Origin of the sequence: Embleya sp. NPDC059237 (assembly GCF_042754105.1) — a bacterium.
GTDB lineage: Bacteria > Actinomycetota > Actinomycetes > Streptomycetales > Streptomycetaceae > Embleya.
Map to the genome: position 1 here is coordinate 1 of NZ_JBHZAE010000046.1, position 16,086 is coordinate 16,086.

The following is a 16,086-nucleotide window of genomic DNA, read 5'->3' on the forward strand; positions in this document are numbered from 1 at the left end:
ACCCTCCTGGCGCGGGAGTGGTGGGGCGGGGTGGCCCTGTCCCCGGGACAGTGGCAGCGCATCGCCGTGGCGCGCGCGATCCATCGCGACGCAGGTCTGTTGGTCATGGACGAGCCGACCTCCGACCTGGACCCGCGGGCCGAGCACCGGATCTTCACCGGCCTGCGCGACCTGGCCCACGACCGCGCCATCGTCCTGGTCACCCACAACCTGGCCAACACCTCCATCGCCGACCGCATCATCGTCCTCGACAAAGGACGCGTGGCCCAATCCGGCACCTTCCACCAACTGATCAACCAACCCGGCCTCATGCGAGACCTCTGGCACCTCCAACAAGACCGCGACGCCTACCGACCAACAACACAACTCTGACCGAAACCCCCACAACACCCGACAGCACAGAACGCCACCACAGCCTGGCGGCCCACGCCCCCGAGCGCACTCCGCGAACAAGCAACCACCCCGCCCCGCAGCCCCGTACCGACTCGCGACGCCGGCGACACGGAGTTCGTCAGGATTGGTCCGGGTTGTGGTGGGGAGGGCGGCTGGCACGCGGATGCCGCCGCCGGGCACGTCCGGGTTCGAGTCGAGCCCGAACCGGGAGTTCGTGTGCGGCCTCGCTGCCGTGCCCCGTGCCGGGTGCGTCCGCCCGGAGTTCTCGCGCAGCCCCATCACACTCGTTTCGTGTACTCGGCCCGGTCGAGCGATCCCGGTTGACCTCGCCCGCGGACGAATGCCTAGAATACAAATTCTAGAGTCCCCGTTCTAGGGCTGTGTCGAGATGGAGTCAGGACATGGACATGGATATGACGGATCGATCGACGGCGAAGGCCGGACTCGGGGCCGGGGCGGATGCGGCTCCGTCGGTTCTGTGGAAGGCGTTTCGCGTGCTGGGGGTGTTCAGTCACAGTCGGCGTGTGCTGACACTCGCCCAGATCGTGCGCCGCAGCGGGCTGCCCAAGTCCACCGCGCATCGAGTGCTCGCGATGCTGCTCGAGGTGGGCGCGGTCGAACAGCACAGCGACGGGTACCGGATGGGACTGCGGATGTTCTCGTTCGGCACGCTCCCTCCGGAGGTCGCGCTGCGCGATGCCGCCCTGGTGCACCTGGAGGAGCTGCATCGGGTGACCGGCCAGACGTTGCATCTCGCGATCCTGCGCGACGGCGACGCCGTCTACCTTGAGAAGCTCCGCAGCCGCCGATATGACCGCTCCCCGGCCCTGGTCGGCGGTCGACTCCCGGCCCACTGCACCGCGATCGGCAAGGCCATGCTCGCCCACTCGACGGATCACACGGTCGCCGAGGTACTGGCCGCACCACTGGAACGGCGCACCACCCATTCGCTGACCTCACCGGCGCTCATCCGCCGACACCTGACCACGATCCGGACCGTCGGCTACGCCGTCGATCGTGAGGAGGCCGTCGACGGGATGGCCTGCGTCGCGGTCCCGGTGCTGGTCGACGGCCGGCCCGTCGCCGCGGTGTCGGTCGGCTTCGCGGCCGCGGCCGGCAGCGGCGCCGTGCTGATCGACCCGCTGCGCCGCACGGCCGCGGCGATCTCCCGGTCGCTCCCGGCCGGATCGGTCGGTCGGCTGATCGCGACCGGTGGGTAGGGTGGCGGCCATGGACAAGACCAGCGCGAACCGGGACCGGATCCTGGACGCGGCGGAGCGGCTGTTCAGCACCCGAGGCTACGCGGACGTGACCGTCGGTCAGGTCTGCCGGGCTTCCGGCTTCCCGGTGGGCTCGATCTACCACCACTTCACCAACAAGTACGGTCTCCTGGCGGCGGTGTTCGAACGATCCTCCGGGCTCTTCTTCGAATCGCTGCCGGCCGTGGACGACCTGCCCGGTGACCCGCTCGACCGACTCGGGGCCTTCTACGACGCGGCCGCGCACGTGATCGGCGACCGGGTGCTGTTCATGCGGCTGATGTTCCTGCTGCAACTCCAGGAGGACAAGGACGGGACCATCGTGCCGCTGGTACAGGAAGCACGCCGTCGGGTACGGACCGAGCTGATCGCGGTGATCGAACCGGTCGCACGCAACTGCGGCGTCTCCGACCCGACGGGACTCGCCCTGGAACTGGCGGAGTTGACCATGTCGTTCACCGCTGGCCTGGTGGTCTTCACCGACGCCGAGGCGGTCGGAATCCCCTCCGGCATCCGCCGCCTGCGCCAATTGGTCCTGGCCACCATCAGGGACGACGCGGGCCGGGAGGGCACTGCCCGGGAGAACGACATGCGCCAAGGCGCCGCGGCAGGATCAGCGAGCCCGCACCGACGCTAGCCCCGCCTCGACGGCCTGCGGCGCGGGAAGGCCGAAGCGGGCCAGGAACACCACGGTCAGCGCCACGACCACGCCCGACCCGGACAGCACGACGATCGCCCCCTCGCGCGGCGGCCCACCGTTAGGGGTGAACGCGGCCAGGACCGCCGCGACGAAACTGCTCGCGGCGGCGCCGCCGATCCAACGGGTCAACGCGTTCGCGCTGTTGGCCATGCCGATCCGGGACGCGGGCACGAACTCGGCCAACAGCGACGGGATCGCGGCGTACCCCAGACTCACCATCACCCCAATCGCGAAACTCGCTACCACCACCTGGTACGGCCGATCGTGCGCCACGGACAGCACACCGAACCCGCCCACTCCCGCGAGTCCGGCCGCCACGAGAGTGAAGCGGGCGCCGAAGCGCACGACCGACCGGCCGCCGATCGGCGCGGCGATCATCGACGCGATCGTCATCGGCAACAGGTACACCACCGAGGCGGTCAGCGCCGACGCGCCGAAGCCGTAGCCCGCGGCTTCGGGCCGTCCACGCACCAGTTGGGTCAGCGCCAGCACCGCCAGGTACATCACCGCCCCGACCAGCGCCGACAATACGTTCGCCACCACGATCGGCCGGCGCCGCAACAGATCCATCGCCAACAGCGGGTCGCGGCGACCGCGCTCGACCCGAACGAAGATTCCCAGGACGAGTGCCGCCGCGACCGCCATGGCGGGAACGGCCGGTGACGTCCATCCCCAACTGCCGCCCTGCGACAGCGGCAACATCACCAGGATCAGTCCCGTCCCCAGCACGGCGGCACCCGCGACATCCACCTGCCCGCCTGTGTCGACACCCGATCCCCGCGGCACGAACAGGACGACCAGGAGCACCGAGCACACGGCCACGGCGGCACAACCCCAGAACAGCACCCGGTACCCCGGGTACACGCGATTCAGCAGGCCGGCGGCCACCGGTCCCAGCCCCCCGCCCACCGCCAGGGTCCCCGACACCAGCGCCACCGCGGAGGCGAGCCGGTCGCCGCCCACCTCGCGATACAGCACTGTGACCGCCAGCGGGAACACCGCCCCCGCAGTGCCCTGAAGAGCGCGCCCGAGCAGGAACAGCGGGAACGAGGGGGCGAGCGCGGACAGTACGGCGCCCGCGGCGAGTACCGACAGGCAACACACCAGTACGCCTCGACCGGCTCGCAGGTCGGCGATCCGGCCGAACACCGGGACGGTGACCGCCGAGGTGAGCAGCCCCGCCGTCACCGCCCAGTTCGCGGCACCGGGCGAGACACTCAACTCCCGGGCGATGTCCGGCAGTACGGGAACCACGACGGCCGGTACCGCGCCCGCCACCACCCCGGCGAAGCACAACGCGAACAGCAACGGGCCGGAACGGGCCGACGGTGGATCCTGAAGGGTTGGCATGGCCGCACCGTGCCATCGGCCGGCACGCCAACGGGCGATCCGTTCCGCCGGCCGGGACGACCGAACGCCGACCCCACCGGCCGCCCAGCCGTGCCACCGCGGTGTCCCGGCCACCGGAACGATCCTCCCCAAGCGTGCGCGGCGCGACCGAGACTCGCAGGCGTGGATGCGATCACCACCACACCCCGCCCGCCACGGCGTGACCGAGCGGCCGTCGACCACCTCCCGGCGGCACGCACGCGTGTACGGGTGTCGTCCCGTGTGGGGGCATCCACGCGACATCCAGGCGACTCACCCCATGGGAGCCCAACACATGAGCAATACGATCGTCACGTCCGATGTGACGGTGGGAGAACACACTCTCCGGGTCAACCGCGCCGGCCAAGGCAACGCCGAGACGATTCTCTTCCTCCACGGTTCGGGGCCCGGCGCCACCGGCCTGTCCAACTTCGCCGGCACCATCGAGGCCCTGTCCGACACCTACGACTGCCTGGTCGTGGACCAGATCGGGTGGGGTGACTCCAGCCACCCCGAGCACACCCCGCCCGGCTCCCGGCTGCGGCAGAATGTCGCGGCCTGCCTCGGCCTGCTCGACGAACTGGGCCTGGAGCGAGTCCACCTCGTCGGCAACTCGCTGGGCGGCGCACTCGCGCTGCACCTGCTGGTCCGCGCTCCCGAGCGGTTCGGCAAAGCCGTCCTCATGGGCGCCGCCGGCGCGGGGAACATGACTACGCCGCCGGCCGCGATGATGCGGCTGATCACCTTCTACGAGGACCCCACCGCGCGATCGATGGCCGAGTTGATCTCGTTCATGCTGTACGACCCCACGCTGTTCGGCGACCGGCTCGGCGCCATCGCCGAGGAACGCCTGGCGATGGCCATCCGCCCCGAAGTCGAGCGCTCGCACCGGCAGACCTTCACCATGGCACCCGGCGCCGGCCCCGGGCTGCCCGAGATCGCGCTCGAGCGGATCACCAACGACGTGCTGCTCGTGCACGGACGCGAGGACGTGATCGTCCCGCCCGAGGGTAGCGAGTGGTTCGCCCGCCGGATCCCCAACGCCCGGCTGTACCTGGTTCCGCACTGCGGCCACTGGGCGCAGATCGAACAGGCCGACCGATTCCAGGCCGTGACCCGCGCCTTCCTCGCCGGCGCGCTGTAGGCCCACCGCACGCACCTCCTGTACCACCCGAGAGTCGTCCCACCGCGCACTCGTCCCCGTCGCACCCGTCCCCGCATCGCCGTCCACCGAACAAGGGAGCAGGACCAGACCATGAACATCGTGAGCGCCCTGGGCTACGTCGTCGTACGAGGCCCCCTGGAGGCGTGGCAGCGGTTCGGCCCCGAGATCCTCGGATTGCAGCCCGCCCCCTCGGCCGACCCGGACACCCTCCTGTTCAAGACCGACAGCCGCTCCTGGCGGCTGGCGATCGAAGCCGGCGAACCCGCCGGCCCGCAGTCCCTGGTCGCCCTGGGCCTCGAGGTCAGGTCGGCAGAGCGGTTGGAAGCCCTCGCCGACACGCTGCGCTCGCGCGGCATCGAGGTCCACGAGGACCCCGACCTGGCCGAACGTCGCCGAGTCCGCGGCCTGATCGTGTTCCGCGACGCGACCGGCAACACCCTCGAGGCGTACTGGGGCCCGAGCGTCGACAAGACCGGCTTCACCTCACCCCGCGGCGTCACCTTCGTCGCCGGCGAGACCGCAGCCGGCGAGATCGGCATCGGGCACACCTTCCTGCTGGCCGAAGACGTCGCCCGAGCCGCCGCCTTCTACACCGAGCACCTCGGCTTCAAACTCTCCGACACGATCGCGTTCGGCCCGCAGCCCGCACACTTCCTGCACTGCAACCCCCGCCACCACTCGGTCGCCTTCGCCGCGCTGCCGGGCGCACCGGCCTCGGGCCTGGGCCACCTGATGCTCGAAGTCACCACCCTGGAAGCCGTCGGCCGGGCCCTGGACGCCGTCCAGGAACAGGAGATGCCCATCCCGCTGTCCATCGGCGAACACAGCAACGACCGGATGACCTCCTTCTACGTGCGCACCCCCTCCGGTTTCGACATCGAATACGGCTACAACGGCCGGGTCATCGACGACCGGGACTGGACCGTCAGCCACTACGAGTCGCCCAGCAATTGGGGGCACCGCTTCACCGCCGTGCCCGGCCCCGCGACCGACTGAACCGAGAAAGAGCCCGTCATGTTCGACGTCAACGAGCTGGTCCAGCCCGAACAAGGGTTGATCAACCCCAGCATCTACACCGACCCCGAGGTCTACCAGGCCGAGCTGGAACGGGTCTTCGCCCGCAGCTGGCTCTTCCTGGCGCACGACACCCAAATTCCCAAGCCGGGCAGCTTCGTGCAGACCTATATGGCCGAGGACCCGGTCCTGGTGGTTCGCCAACGGGACGGGTCGGTCAGGGCGTTCCTGAACCAGTGCCGGCACCGGGGCATGCGCATCTGCCGCGCCGACGAGGGCGTCGCCCGCGCGTTCACCTGTACCTATCACGGCTGGGGCTACAACCTGGCTGGCGAACTGGTCAACGTGCCGATGCAGGACCGGGCGTACCACGACGAGATCGACAAGGCCGAATGGGGCCCGACGCAGGTGCCGCGCCTGCACAACCACAAGGGCTTCATCTTCGGTACGTGGGACGAGAGCGCGCCGTCCTTCGAGGACTACCTCGGCGACATGCTCTGGTACTTCGACGCCCTCGCCGACCGCTACGACGCGGGCCTGACCCTGGTACCCGGCGCCACCAAATGGGTCATCGACTGCAACTGGAAGTTCGCCGCCGAGCAGTTCGCGAGCGACATGTACCACGTGCCCTCCTCGCACGCCTCCGCGATGGTGGCCCTGATTGAAGACCCGGCAATACTGTCCGAGTTTCAGCAGCAGAGCACCGCCGCACCCGGCCGGCAGTACGCCGGCAACGGCCACGGCTCGGGCTTCGGCCTGCGCCCCGACATGGTGCCCACACAGGCAGGGTCCGACTTCGACGCGTGGGTCGTGGCCAACCGCGAACAGATCTACCGCCGGATCGGCGAACAGCGCGCGCTGGCCGTCAACGGACACAACACCGTCTTCCCCAACTTCTCCTGGCTGACCATCAACAACACCATGCGGGTCTGGCATCCGCGCGGCCCCGGCCAGATCGAGGTGTGGTCTTGGACCTACCTGCCCAAGGACGCCGACGAGCGGGCCAAGCAGGCGGTTCGCACCAGCACCATCCGCACCTTCAGCGCCGCCGGCGTCTTCGAGACCGACGACGGCGAGAACTGGACGGAGATCCAGCAGGTGCTGCGCGGCCACCAGGCGCGCAAGACCACCTTCAACGCGCGGATGGGTCTGGGCCACGAGCGGCACGGCACCGACGGGATGCCGGGCCGGGTCACCGACGACATGTACACCGAGATGGCCGCCCGCGGCATGTACCGGCGCTGGGCCGACCTGATGTCGGGGCTGAGCTGGCCGGAGATCACCGAGCGGGACAAGGCCCGGCAGCAGCGGGAACAGGAGGCACACCTCGCATGAGCGACACCACCACCACAACGACGCACCGACGTCGACCTCGCGACCCGCTACGACATCGAGCGCTTCCTCTACCTGGAGGCCGAACTCCTGGACGACCAAAAGTTCGAGGACTGGCTGGAACTCTTCGACGACGACATCCACTACTGGCTGCCGACCCGGACCACCCGAACCGTCCGCGAACGCGACCTGGAAATCGCTGGCCCGGAAGGGGCGGCCTTCTTCGACGACGACAAGGCATTCCTGACCGGTCGCGTACGCCGATTGGCCTCCGGCCGCTCGTGGTCGGAGGAACCCCCCTCCAGGACCCGCCGGTTGATCACCAACATCCGACCCACCCGGCTGGAATCCGGCGAGTTCGAGGTCCGGGTCAACTTCCACGTCCTGCGCAGTCGGGCGGAACGCCACCACGACACCTTCTTTGGCGAACGTACCGACCTGCTGCGCCGCATCCCGCAGGAGCCGGGATTCCACATCGCCCGCCGCCGGATCGTGCTGGACACCACCACGCTTCTGGCCCCGAGCATCAGCATCTTCCTCTGAGCGGACTCTTCCTATGAGCGAATACAACCGGGAGCCGTGGATCCGAGCCGGTCGGGTCGACGAGTTCCCCGAGGACCAGGCCGTGCGGCTGGACACCACCCCACCGGTGTCGGTGTTCCGGTCCGGGGGCGAGCTGTTCTGCGTCGACGACACCTGCACCCACGAGGACTTCTCCCTCGCGGACGGTTGGGTGGAGGATGGCACGGTGGAATGTCCGCTGCACCTGGCCAAGTTCTGCCTGCGCACCGGCGCGGCGCTCGCCGCACCCGCGTACCGGCCGCTGGCCACGCACGAGGTGCGGGTCGACCGGGCGGATGTGTACGTGCGCATCGCCCGGGGCGACGACACCTCGAGCGAGCGGCGATGCCCGGGCACCATCGGCTCCGAGGCCGGCGGTTCGCGCCCGGTCGGTGCGGACGCGGGCGGCCGGGATGCGGAAGGGACCGGCCATGGGGTGGCTTGAGGGTTCGTCGATCCTGGTCACCGGCGGTGGATCCGGCGTCGGTCGCGCCGTGGTCGAGCGCTTCGTCGCCGAAGGCGCACGGGTGGTCGTGCTGGACCGGTCCGCCGAGCGGCTGGACGAACTCACCACCGCGTTGGGCGATTCGATCCGTGCCGTGGTCGGCGACGTGACCCGCTACGAGGACCATGAGCGTGCGTGCGCGTGCGCGGAGGAGGCGTTCGGCGGCCTGGACACCTTCGTCGGCAACGCCGGACTGTGGGACTTCGCTCGGTCGTTGACCGACACGCCCGCCGACGTCCTGGCCGCCGGCTTCGACGAGTTGTTCGCGGTCAATGTCAAGGGCTACCTGCTGGGCGCGAAGGCCGCCGTACCGCTGCTGCGCAGGTCACGCGGCAGCATCGTGTTTACCCTGTCCAACGCCTCCTTCTACCCCGGACCAGGGGGTGGGCCGGTGTACACCGCGGCCAAGCACGCGGGCTTGGGCCTGGTGCGGCAACTCGCCTACGAACTGGCTCCGGACATCCGGGTGAATGCGGTTGCCCCGGGCCCGATGGCGACGGGCCTGAGCGGTCCGAAGGCGATGGGACTGGCGGACACCACGATCGCCCGGGAAGTGCCCATCGACCGCATCGTGATCGAGCAGTCGGCGCTGGGCGTCGCGGTCCGGGCCGAGGACGGCGTCGGACCGTACGTGCTGCTCGCCGCGCGCGAGTCGGCGACGACAACGGGCACTGTGATCGACATCAGCGCCACCGGCATCCCGCGCCGACACGGGTAGCCCGGAGCGTAGGCCGGGCGAACCGCCGCGGACGAAGGAAACCGAACACGTCGACCAGCGTGCCGAACCGGCACGCTGGTCGACGTGGCGCGCGGTCGGTCGGCCCGGGTCGGCCTTGTGCAGGTGGTGAGGTGCGTGTTCGGGCGCCCGGGCAGGACGGGTCGCACCCACGCCCGGAATCGCGCTGCCCGATCCACGCATCGCCGATTGCCGCCCGCCCGTCGGTTCGCCGGTCTCCGCGTCCGCAGCGGCTCGGCGTGGCCTCGGTCCGGTCCGCCGAGCCGCCGGGTGGCCCGATACGGTGCGACCCGGAGCGCTGTGGCAGGGCCGGTTCGTCGCGGGCCGTGCACACGAATGCCGCCCGATCGCGATGTCCTGTCGCGGTCGGGCGGCATTCGTGTGCACGGAGGGTGCGGGTCGCAGCCGGTTCCCGGGGCGGTGTCGTGCAGCGGCGTGCCGGCTATGCCGTCATGGCCGAGCGGGCGTCGACCAGGTCGAGGGCGACATCGACGATCAGATCCGCCTGGCCGCCGACCGGGCCGCGCCGGCCCACTTCGACCAACACGCCCCGGGTGTCCAAGCCGTGGTGAGCGGCGGCACGTTCGGCATGGTGCAGGAACGAGGAGTACACGCCCGAGTAGCCCAGGGTGAGGGTCTCCCGGTCCACCCGCACCGGTCGTTCCCGCAACGGGCGCACCAGATCGTCGGCACCCAGGACGGTCATCCGGCCCAGCGCGCCGAGGGTGTCCGCCGGCCAGACGGCGGCGTTGAGCGGGTGGCCCAGACAGTCGGTCCCGGTCATGAGACCGCCTCGCCGCCGCAGGTCGGCGTCATCGCGCAACCGCCCGGATCCACCGCGGTGGGCGAGACCGGGACGGTGCCGGAACGAACGCTGCGGAGGAGCCGTTGTCGGCGATCGTGTGCCGGCCCAGGTCCGGATCGCGGTCGGGGACCAGGGCGACCTCGGCCTCGGCGCGCGGCGGGATCAGCCCGGCGAACGGCAGCTCGGCGCCGTCGGTGTATGCCATGTCGGCGAAGAGGGTGCCGAAGTCGGGTCGGTCGACGCCGAGTTGTCGCTGTACGGCGGCGGACGTCAGGCCGATCTTGTAGCCGACCGGGCGGCGGCCTTCGGTGATCCGGCGTGCGACGTTGTGACGTTGTATGGCGTAGCCGGTGGCAGCCGGGTCGCCGTCCGGGAGTTCGGTGCGGATCGGCGGAATGGCTGCCCCGGCGCGGTCGGCCTCGTACAGGCGGTCCGCGACGCGGGCGATCCGCAGGTCGCCGGGCTGCTCGGTCACGGCGCCTCCGTGCTGATTGCGATGCCCGGGTTGCCTGCGTGCGGCGATCGGGCCTCGGGACGGGATCGGAGCCGGGCCGCCAACGGGCCGGGTGCAGCGGAGGGTTTGGCCAGGGCTCGCAGGTCGGTCGTGGGGGACGCCAGCGCGGCGGCGTGCACCGGCACGCGACGCTCGATGAGCACGCGTGCGGCGCGCAGCTCGCGCGGACGATCCAGGCCGGCGGCGGCGACCGGGACGCCGCCGCGGGTCCAGAATCCGAGGAAGCGGCCGTCCGCCAGCTCGCCCGCCTCGGCCGGGTCCACCGGGTCCACCGCGTCCGCGGCCTCGGCGCGCAGGACGAACTCGTCGCCGGGGGCCGGGCGTCCGTACATCTGCAGGGTCCGGCCGTACTGCTCGGAGTAGAAGTAGGGCAGCGCGGTGTGGCTCTCCAGGACGCCCGCGAGCACGGCGCCGGCGACCGCGCCCTGCTGCATGGCGTTGTCCCAGTGTTCGATCCGGCCCCGGGCGGGCAGGTGCGGATGCGCCTGGTTCGTGGCGTCGCCCGCGGCGAGAATCCACGGCACATTGGTGCGGCAGTGCCGATCGACGACGATGCCCTCGTTGCACAAGACCCCGGTCGCCTCGGCGAGCGCGGTGTCGGGTCGTACCCCGACGCCGACCAGCACGGTCGCGGCGGGCAGCACCTGCCCGTCGCCGAGGCGGACCCCGGTGACATCGGTCTCGCCGATGAACGCGGTCACCGACTCCCCGGTCCGCAGCCGTACCCCGGCCCGCTCGTGCAGCCCGGTCATCCGCGCGGCCAGCACCGGGCCGAGGGGGCCCTCCAGCGGACGGGCGCCGATCTCTACCACGGTGACGTCCAGGCCGGCCTCGCGCGCCACCGCCGCGACCTCCAGGCCGATGAAGCCGCCACCCACCACGACGACCGGCCCGCCCGCGCGCAGCCGGGCGGCGAGCTCCCTGGCGTCGTGCACGTCCCGCAGGGTCAGCACGCCGCGCAGGTCGGCGCCGGGCACCGGCAGCGTGCGCGCGAGCATGCCGGTGGCGAGCAGGACCCGGTCGGCGTACAGCGTTTGCCCGTCGTCCAGTTCGACGGCCCGGCGGTCCGGGTCCAGGGCCAGGACGCGGGTGGCCGTCAGCAGGGTGATGCGGTGCTCGGAGTACGCCTGCCGGGGCAGGATCGCATGTAGGAACGCGTGTTCGTCGCCGGCCAATGCCTTGGACAACGGCGGTCGTTCGTAGGGGAGTTCGTCGCCTGCCTCGACGACGGTGACGCGTCCGGCGAAGCCGTGCCGGCGCAGTGCAAGGGCGGCGGAGATGCCGGCCGCGCTCCCTCCGACGATGACATGGTGGTGCGTCTCGTCGCCCATGTGTGCCTCGCTCTCTCCATCCCCCGCGGGACGGACGGCCGCAAGGCTATGAACGGACCGGCGCGTGCCGGGCCGATCGTTCCGGCGAACGGGACACGTACTCGGACGGCGCTGCGGCCGCCCACCGGCGGCACGGGTACCGGGGGGTTGGGCTCCTCCTCCGCGAGACAGTGTCGGGTCGACGGTTCCCTCACTACCGGCGACCGGATTGCCCCTCGGTTGCCGGGCAGCATGCTCCTCTCGACGCAGTCGGCGTCATCGACGACGAGTCCCGGGACAGCGCCCGGCCGCCCGGCGACGCAAGCCTGCAGGTCGTCGCGGAATTCCTCGGATCCGCACTTGGTGCCGGCGAGCAGGTGCCGTGTGCCCGGTCGTCGGTCGGTGTCGCGGCGATGCGAACTCGCCGTACCGGGGGAGTGGCCGGACCGTGCGTCGTCTCTGCGACGCGACGTTGAAGTACTTGTAGGCCGGCCCGGTCCCGGGTGAGCTGAAATCGACGCGGCCGCACGTTCGGCTCGGGTTCCGGGGCCCGGGGGTGTCCGGCCCACGCTGTGGTATCCGAGCAGCTCGGGTGTGTGCAAGCCGATGACATGGGTGAACTGTTGTTCGGGAGCGGTGATCTCGTCATCGAGTTCTGCGATCCGTCGGGTGAGCGGCCGCAGGGGGAGGACCGCCGCGGCCGAGGTGCCGGGACCGGTAAGAGCGGTGAACAGTCGCAAGTCCTCGGAGGGACCGTGCGCGTGCTTCGCCGTCGCGGTGACCCGGCCGGACAGCACCGCATGAGTGGTTTGCCTCGGCGTCGATGGTGTCGATCCCGCCCGGCCGGAGCCGGGCGGCCCTGTCCGGTTGGTTCATATGGATCGACGACGGCGCGCGGCGGTGAGTCCAGAGAAGTGCGGCGGGCGCAATCCGTCGGACGTTCCTTTGGGACAAGGCGAGTTCGCGCCTCGGGGCCGGGTGGATGGACCCAGTGGACCAGTTGGTCGTACGGCTCGATCAGGGCCCGGGTGCCGTCGCGCTCGCCGTGGGCTTTGCGGGCAGCCGCCCACCAGGCGTCGTGGATCGGGGTGAACCTGCCTGCGGAGCGCGCCTGTTCGAGCGCGGTCGCCCCGGGCAGGGCACCGGGTTTGCGCACCAGGGCCTCCAGGTAGTGGTCCAGGTCGAGGCGGGTGCCGCCCTTGGCGATCAGCCGCTCGTGACGTGCGACCTCCTCCCGCCCGTCGTGGACGACCACCTCGGAGGCGTGCAGCATCACGCGGACGGTGCGGCCGATCAGCCGCACCGGCACCGAGTAGCGGTTCGTGCGGACGCTGATCTGGCTGTAACGGTCGACCCGCGGCGTGAACAGCCGGCCTGTCTCGAACGGTTCGTCGGGCAGCGGCGCCAGCAGCGGTCGCTCGGCGGCGAAGTACTCGCCGATGGTGCGGGGCCGGGAGCGAATCCGGCGGGAGTCGTCCTGTTCGTCCCACCGCTCGATCATCGCGTTCAGCTCAGCCAGTGTGGCGACTTCGGGGACGGGAACGAGATGGTTGCGGCGAAACCAGCCGATCTGCCCCTCGACGCCGCCCTTCTCGTGGGCGCCACCGATGCCAGGCCGGCAGTAGAGAGCTTCCAGGCCGTGGTGCGAACGAAAGGCGGTCCACCGTTCGGCCTCCACCCGCTGCCGGGAGAAACCCAGGACCTGGGCGACCGCGGCCCTGAGGTTGTCGTAGCGGACCTTCCCGGTCGGCACTCCGCCCAACACGTTGAGAGCGTGGACGTGACCTTCGAAGAACGCCTCCTGCCCGGCCGAGGCGAAGATGCGGTGCACCGACTTTCCCGAGTAGGACAGCCGGAACGCGAACAGGTAACAGGTCACCAACTCGCCAGCCAGGCGCACCGTCACGTCCCCGAAGTCGACCTCCGCCTCCGCGCCGGGCTTGTGGGTCTGCGGAATGAACGCGTCCGCCACCCCGCGGCCCGCCTGGAGCAGGATCTCCCCACGGCGGTCGGCGACGTAGGCGCGGACCATCTGGTACGAGATCTCGTCGGCGCCGTGCTCGTCCACCAGCCGGTCGAAGATCCGCTTCACCGTGTGGCGCTGCTTGCGCGGCGCATCCAGGTCCGCCCGCAGCATCCGGTCGATCAACGGCTTGAACGGGTCCAGCCGGGTCACCCTGGGCGGCAGCTTCTTCCGAGGCTCCGGCCACACCGACGACAACGCCTTCTGCACGGTGCGAAATCCGACGCTGTACTTGCGCTCCAGCGCCCGACTGGACAGGCCCGCGCGGGAATCGCGGCGGATCGCCGCGTACAGATCGACCTTGGACTTCGGCAGCATCCGGAACCCTCGTCGTGCAGAGCACAACCATGGTCCCGAGGCAAGCACTCAAGTGCTGTCAAAACTCAGCGACATCACTCTCCCGTGGCACACGGCGCTGTCAGGATCGAGCAACAGGTGCTGTCACAACTCGCCTATAAAGCCACTCTGACCATTCCCAGCCGGTGATCGCCGCAGAGGTGTCGATGGTGTTCCAGCCGATCGACAGCTCGTCGAACTTCCAGTGGCAGATCTCGACTCGCACGCCCTCGAAGTTCAGTACCACCGGGCAGTCAGCGAACCACTCCCCATCTTCAACAAAGCGCACCAGAGCGAACCCGGTCAGGCGCCGCCCGCCGAGCTCGGCCAACCGCAGTCGGTGATTCTCACGGACGGCTTCGAGCCCGACGAGGAAGGTCGGCTCGAAGCCGGAGATGCCCATACTCACAACACCGGATTCTCCAGAACTTTCAGGGACACAGCCACTCATTATGACCAGGCCCGGAGAGCCTCGCTTGACAACTCAGATTCCACAGAAATGCCGGAAGAGGACGAGAAGGTCGGCGCCGTCAGCGCACGCCGCTACGAGGAGATCGTGGCCGAGCTGCGGGACGTGGTCGAGCAGATGAGCCGCGGGTCGTTCCGGGTCGGGGACCGTGCGCTGGAAGTCGAGCCGATGCGCCCCCGGGGCGGCCACGTCGCGCTGCCCGGGCAGGAGCTGGGGACCGTCGCGGGGTCGCTGCGCCGGCTTGCGCAGGACATCGGGCTCACCCGCAAGACGGTGGAGACGTTCCGGTGGGTCGCTGCCCGGTGGCCGTCGGAGCGGAGGCAGCCGGGGGTGTCGTTCAGGGTCCACCAGATCCTGGCCTGCATCGAGGACGAGGACGCGCGGTTCCATGTGATCGCGAACCCTCTCGCGGTCGTGGGGCGGTGGACCACGGACGAGGCCAAGCGGTATGTCGGGCAGCAGCCGGAAGTGCCGGTGTCGCCTCAGGAGAAGGTCACCGCGATCCACGCGCTCGCCCGCGACGAGGAGGTCGCCGCGGTGGTGACCGCGGACCTGCTCAAGCGGCCCGATGTGGTCGACCAGGTCGCGGCGAGGGAAAAGGTCCGGGTCGTCGAGCAGTTCACCCGGGACCGGCGGGTCGCCGCGGAGGTGACGGCGGGACTCCTCAAACGGCCTGACGTGGTCGCGCGGGTCAAGCCCGCGGAGAAGGTCCGGGTCGTGGAGGAGCTGACCCGGGACGAGCAGGTCGCGAGCCAGGCCGCGGCCGGTCTGCTGCGCCGGCCGGACGTCGCGTTCAAGGCGATGGCCGACGATTATCCGGACTACCGTCTGGCCGGTTGAGTTCAGCTGATGGTGCGTTGCCCTTGTCGGATGGTGCGGACTCGGAGAACGGGGTTCAGTTCGGGGACGAGGGTCTTGGTGGCGGTTGCGACGAGACGGGCTGGTGCTGGGCCGCTTTGCAGCGCGGTGACGTATTCGATGACCTCTGCGTGGGCCAGTGAGGGGACCCTCTGCCGTAGCGCGTGCATGGCGAAGATTCGGCCGCGAGTTGTCGCCATCTGGCGTATCTCGTCGTGCAGGTCGTCCACTGCCGTTCGTGTCGGCATCTTGCGAATGCGGGTCCGGTAGTCCGATTCCCATGCGCCGGTGACCGCCGACACCACCCCAACCGAGTGCAGCCCTCCGTCAATGCGATCGACGAGAAACGGTCCGTTGCCCACCAGCATCTGCGACGGATCGCCGGTCCGCACGTACTCTGCGGACTGGTAGGAGACGATCCAGGCCAGCTCGTGCTCCTCGACATGGGCCACCACCAGTGATCCCGTCGGTGCGTCGCGCTTGAGCTGCGCCTCCACCAGCCGGATAGCGAATTCGCGGTCGATCATTGAGGCACTATCTCGCCACCGGCGAGGGAACGACCAGCGGATTTCATCCTCGTCTCAGGCCGAACAGCGGGCTCATGACCACAGGCATACCGAGGTCAGTGGGACTGGTTTGGCCGGTGCGTCGGTGATGTTGACGCGGAGCCGGCAGGCTCGGGCGCGTCTGCGTGCCCGAGGGTGTCTGTTGCAACGAAGTCATTCTGAAGGATGTCGG

The 16,086-nt window shown here is 70.1% G+C and carries 14 protein-coding genes and 3 pseudogenes; 10 read left to right on the top strand and 7 right to left on the bottom strand.

All coding sequences use genetic code 11. The features are described from left to right. The 3 genes from ACFXKZ_RS52010 to ACFXKZ_RS52020 form a co-directional block, all read left to right on the top strand. A partial coding sequence (locus ACFXKZ_RS52010; RefSeq protein ID WP_380015511.1) for an AAA family ATPase occupies nucleotides 1-372 on the top strand: 372 nt, incomplete at its 5' end. Nucleotides 373-806: 434 nt separating this feature from the next. After that, on the top strand, nucleotides 807-1,613 hold the full coding sequence (locus tag ACFXKZ_RS52015) for an IclR family transcriptional regulator (protein ID WP_380015550.1): 807 nt from the start codon (nucleotides 807-809) through the stop codon (nucleotides 1,611-1,613). Between the two features lie 10 nt (nucleotides 1,614-1,623). Next, the gene (locus ACFXKZ_RS52020) at nucleotides 1,624-2,289 is read left to right on the top strand and encodes a TetR/AcrR family transcriptional regulator (RefSeq protein ID WP_380015514.1); all 666 of its coding nucleotides are present in this window, start codon (nucleotides 1,624-1,626) and stop codon (nucleotides 2,287-2,289) included. Here the strand turns inward: ACFXKZ_RS52020 and ACFXKZ_RS52025 are convergent. Beyond that, nucleotides 2,266-3,702 (bottom strand): MFS transporter, encoded by a 1,437-nt coding sequence (locus tag ACFXKZ_RS52025; RefSeq protein ID WP_380015517.1) that lies wholly within the window; start codon nucleotides 3,700-3,702, stop codon nucleotides 2,266-2,268. The genes ACFXKZ_RS52020 and ACFXKZ_RS52025 overlap by 24 nt on opposite strands. A 313-nt stretch (nucleotides 3,703-4,015) precedes the next feature. Between ACFXKZ_RS52025 and ACFXKZ_RS52030 the strand changes: the two genes are divergently transcribed. The 6 genes and pseudogenes from ACFXKZ_RS52030 to hcaB all read left to right on the top strand — a co-directional run bounded on the left by ACFXKZ_RS52030 (nucleotide 4,016) and on the right by hcaB (nucleotide 9,015). Then, on the top strand, nucleotides 4,016-4,864 hold the full coding sequence (locus tag ACFXKZ_RS52030) for an alpha/beta fold hydrolase (RefSeq protein ID WP_380015520.1): 849 nt from the start codon (nucleotides 4,016-4,018) through the stop codon (nucleotides 4,862-4,864). A gap of 111 nt (nucleotides 4,865-4,975) precedes the next feature. Beyond that, a complete protein-coding gene (locus ACFXKZ_RS52035) occupies nucleotides 4,976-5,881 on the top strand; it encodes a VOC family protein (protein WP_380015523.1) in 906 nt (301 codons plus the stop codon). An 18-nt stretch (nucleotides 5,882-5,899) separates the two neighbouring features. Beyond that, on the top strand, nucleotides 5,900-7,234 hold the full coding sequence (locus ACFXKZ_RS52040; RefSeq protein WP_380015526.1) for an aromatic ring-hydroxylating dioxygenase subunit alpha: 1,335 nt from the start codon (nucleotides 5,900-5,902) through the stop codon (nucleotides 7,232-7,234). A gap of 30 nt (nucleotides 7,235-7,264) precedes the next feature. Beyond that, nucleotides 7,265-7,774, top strand: a pseudogene (locus ACFXKZ_RS52045) (aromatic-ring-hydroxylating dioxygenase subunit beta); the annotation flags it as partial. Between the two features lie 13 nt (nucleotides 7,775-7,787). After that, nucleotides 7,788-8,108 (top strand): annotated as a pseudogene (locus ACFXKZ_RS52050) (bifunctional 3-phenylpropionate/cinnamic acid dioxygenase ferredoxin subunit); the annotation flags it as partial. A 115-nt stretch (nucleotides 8,109-8,223) separates the two neighbouring features. Continuing rightward, entirely contained in the window at nucleotides 8,224-9,015 is a 792-nt protein-coding gene (gene hcaB / locus ACFXKZ_RS52055) for a 3-(cis-5,6-dihydroxycyclohexa-1,3-dien-1-yl)propanoate dehydrogenase (RefSeq protein WP_380015529.1), read from the top strand. A gap of 460 nt (nucleotides 9,016-9,475) precedes the next feature. Here hcaB and ACFXKZ_RS52060 read toward each other — a convergent pair. The 5 genes and pseudogenes from ACFXKZ_RS52060 to ACFXKZ_RS52080 all read right to left on the bottom strand — a co-directional run. After that, nucleotides 9,476-9,865, bottom strand: a pseudogene (locus ACFXKZ_RS52060) (4-hydroxy-2-oxovalerate aldolase); the annotation flags it as partial. After that, entirely contained in the window at nucleotides 9,846-10,313 is a 468-nt protein-coding gene (locus ACFXKZ_RS52065) for a 2-keto-4-pentenoate hydratase (protein ID WP_380015532.1), read from the bottom strand. The pseudogene ACFXKZ_RS52060 and the gene ACFXKZ_RS52065, both read right to left, overlap by 20 nt. Then, a complete protein-coding gene (locus ACFXKZ_RS52070; RefSeq protein ID WP_380015535.1) occupies nucleotides 10,310-11,683 on the bottom strand; it encodes an NAD(P)/FAD-dependent oxidoreductase in 1,374 nt (457 codons plus the stop codon). Before ACFXKZ_RS52070 ends, ACFXKZ_RS52065 begins: the two co-directional genes overlap by 4 nt. 193 nt (nucleotides 11,684-11,876) lie before the next feature. Next, entirely contained in the window at nucleotides 11,877-14,003 is a 2,127-nt protein-coding gene (istA, locus tag ACFXKZ_RS52075) for an IS21 family transposase (RefSeq protein ID WP_380015538.1), read from the bottom strand. Nucleotides 14,004-14,103: 100 nt separating this feature from the next. Further along, complete coding sequence (locus ACFXKZ_RS52080; RefSeq protein WP_380015541.1) at nucleotides 14,104-14,430, bottom strand: hypothetical protein; 327 nt, start codon at nucleotides 14,428-14,430, stop codon at nucleotides 14,104-14,106. Nucleotides 14,431-14,520: 90 nt separating this feature from the next. Between ACFXKZ_RS52080 and ACFXKZ_RS52085 the strand changes: the two genes are divergently transcribed. Continuing rightward, a complete protein-coding gene (locus ACFXKZ_RS52085) occupies nucleotides 14,521-15,330 on the top strand; it encodes a DUF6192 family protein (protein WP_380015544.1) in 810 nt (269 codons plus the stop codon). Nucleotides 15,331-15,332: 2 nt separating this feature from the next. On the opposite strand, the gene ACFXKZ_RS52090 is transcribed toward ACFXKZ_RS52085, so the two are convergent. After that, nucleotides 15,333-15,875 carry a YrhB domain-containing protein gene (locus ACFXKZ_RS52090; RefSeq protein ID WP_380015547.1) on the bottom strand — a complete coding sequence of 181 codons (543 nt, stop codon included), beginning with the start codon at nucleotides 15,873-15,875 and terminating at the stop codon, nucleotides 15,333-15,335. Nucleotides 15,876-16,086: the final 211 nt, after the last annotated feature.

Bases quoted from the DNA above. Each gene is read 5' to 3' on its own strand.
- ACFXKZ_RS52040 (WP_380015526.1), top strand. From the start codon at position 5,900: ATGTTCGACGTCAACGAGCTGGTCCAGCCCGAACAAGGGTTGATCAAC.
- ACFXKZ_RS52020 (WP_380015514.1), top strand. From the start codon at position 1,624: ATGGACAAGACCAGCGCGAACCGGGACCGGATCCTGGACGCGGCGGAG.
- ACFXKZ_RS52090 (WP_380015547.1), bottom strand. From the start codon at position 15,875: ATGATCGACCGCGAATTCGCTATCCGGCTGGTGGAGGCGCAGCTCAAG.
- ACFXKZ_RS52030 (WP_380015520.1), top strand. From the start codon at position 4,016: ATGAGCAATACGATCGTCACGTCCGATGTGACGGTGGGAGAACACACT.
- ACFXKZ_RS52015 (WP_380015550.1), top strand. From the start codon at position 807: ATGACGGATCGATCGACGGCGAAGGCCGGACTCGGGGCCGGGGCGGAT.
- istA (WP_380015538.1), bottom strand. From the start codon at position 14,003: ATGCTGCCGAAGTCCAAGGTCGATCTGTACGCGGCGATCCGCCGCGAT.
- ACFXKZ_RS52035 (WP_380015523.1), top strand. From the start codon at position 4,976: ATGAACATCGTGAGCGCCCTGGGCTACGTCGTCGTACGAGGCCCCCTG.
- ACFXKZ_RS52025 (WP_380015517.1), bottom strand. From the start codon at position 3,702: ATGCCAACCCTTCAGGATCCACCGTCGGCCCGTTCCGGCCCGTTGCTG.
- ACFXKZ_RS52070 (WP_380015535.1), bottom strand. From the start codon at position 11,683: ATGGGCGACGAGACGCACCACCATGTCATCGTCGGAGGGAGCGCGGCC.
- ACFXKZ_RS52085 (WP_380015544.1), top strand. From the start codon at position 14,521: ATGCCGGAAGAGGACGAGAAGGTCGGCGCCGTCAGCGCACGCCGCTAC.
- hcaB (WP_380015529.1), top strand. From the start codon at position 8,224: ATGGGGTGGCTTGAGGGTTCGTCGATCCTGGTCACCGGCGGTGGATCC.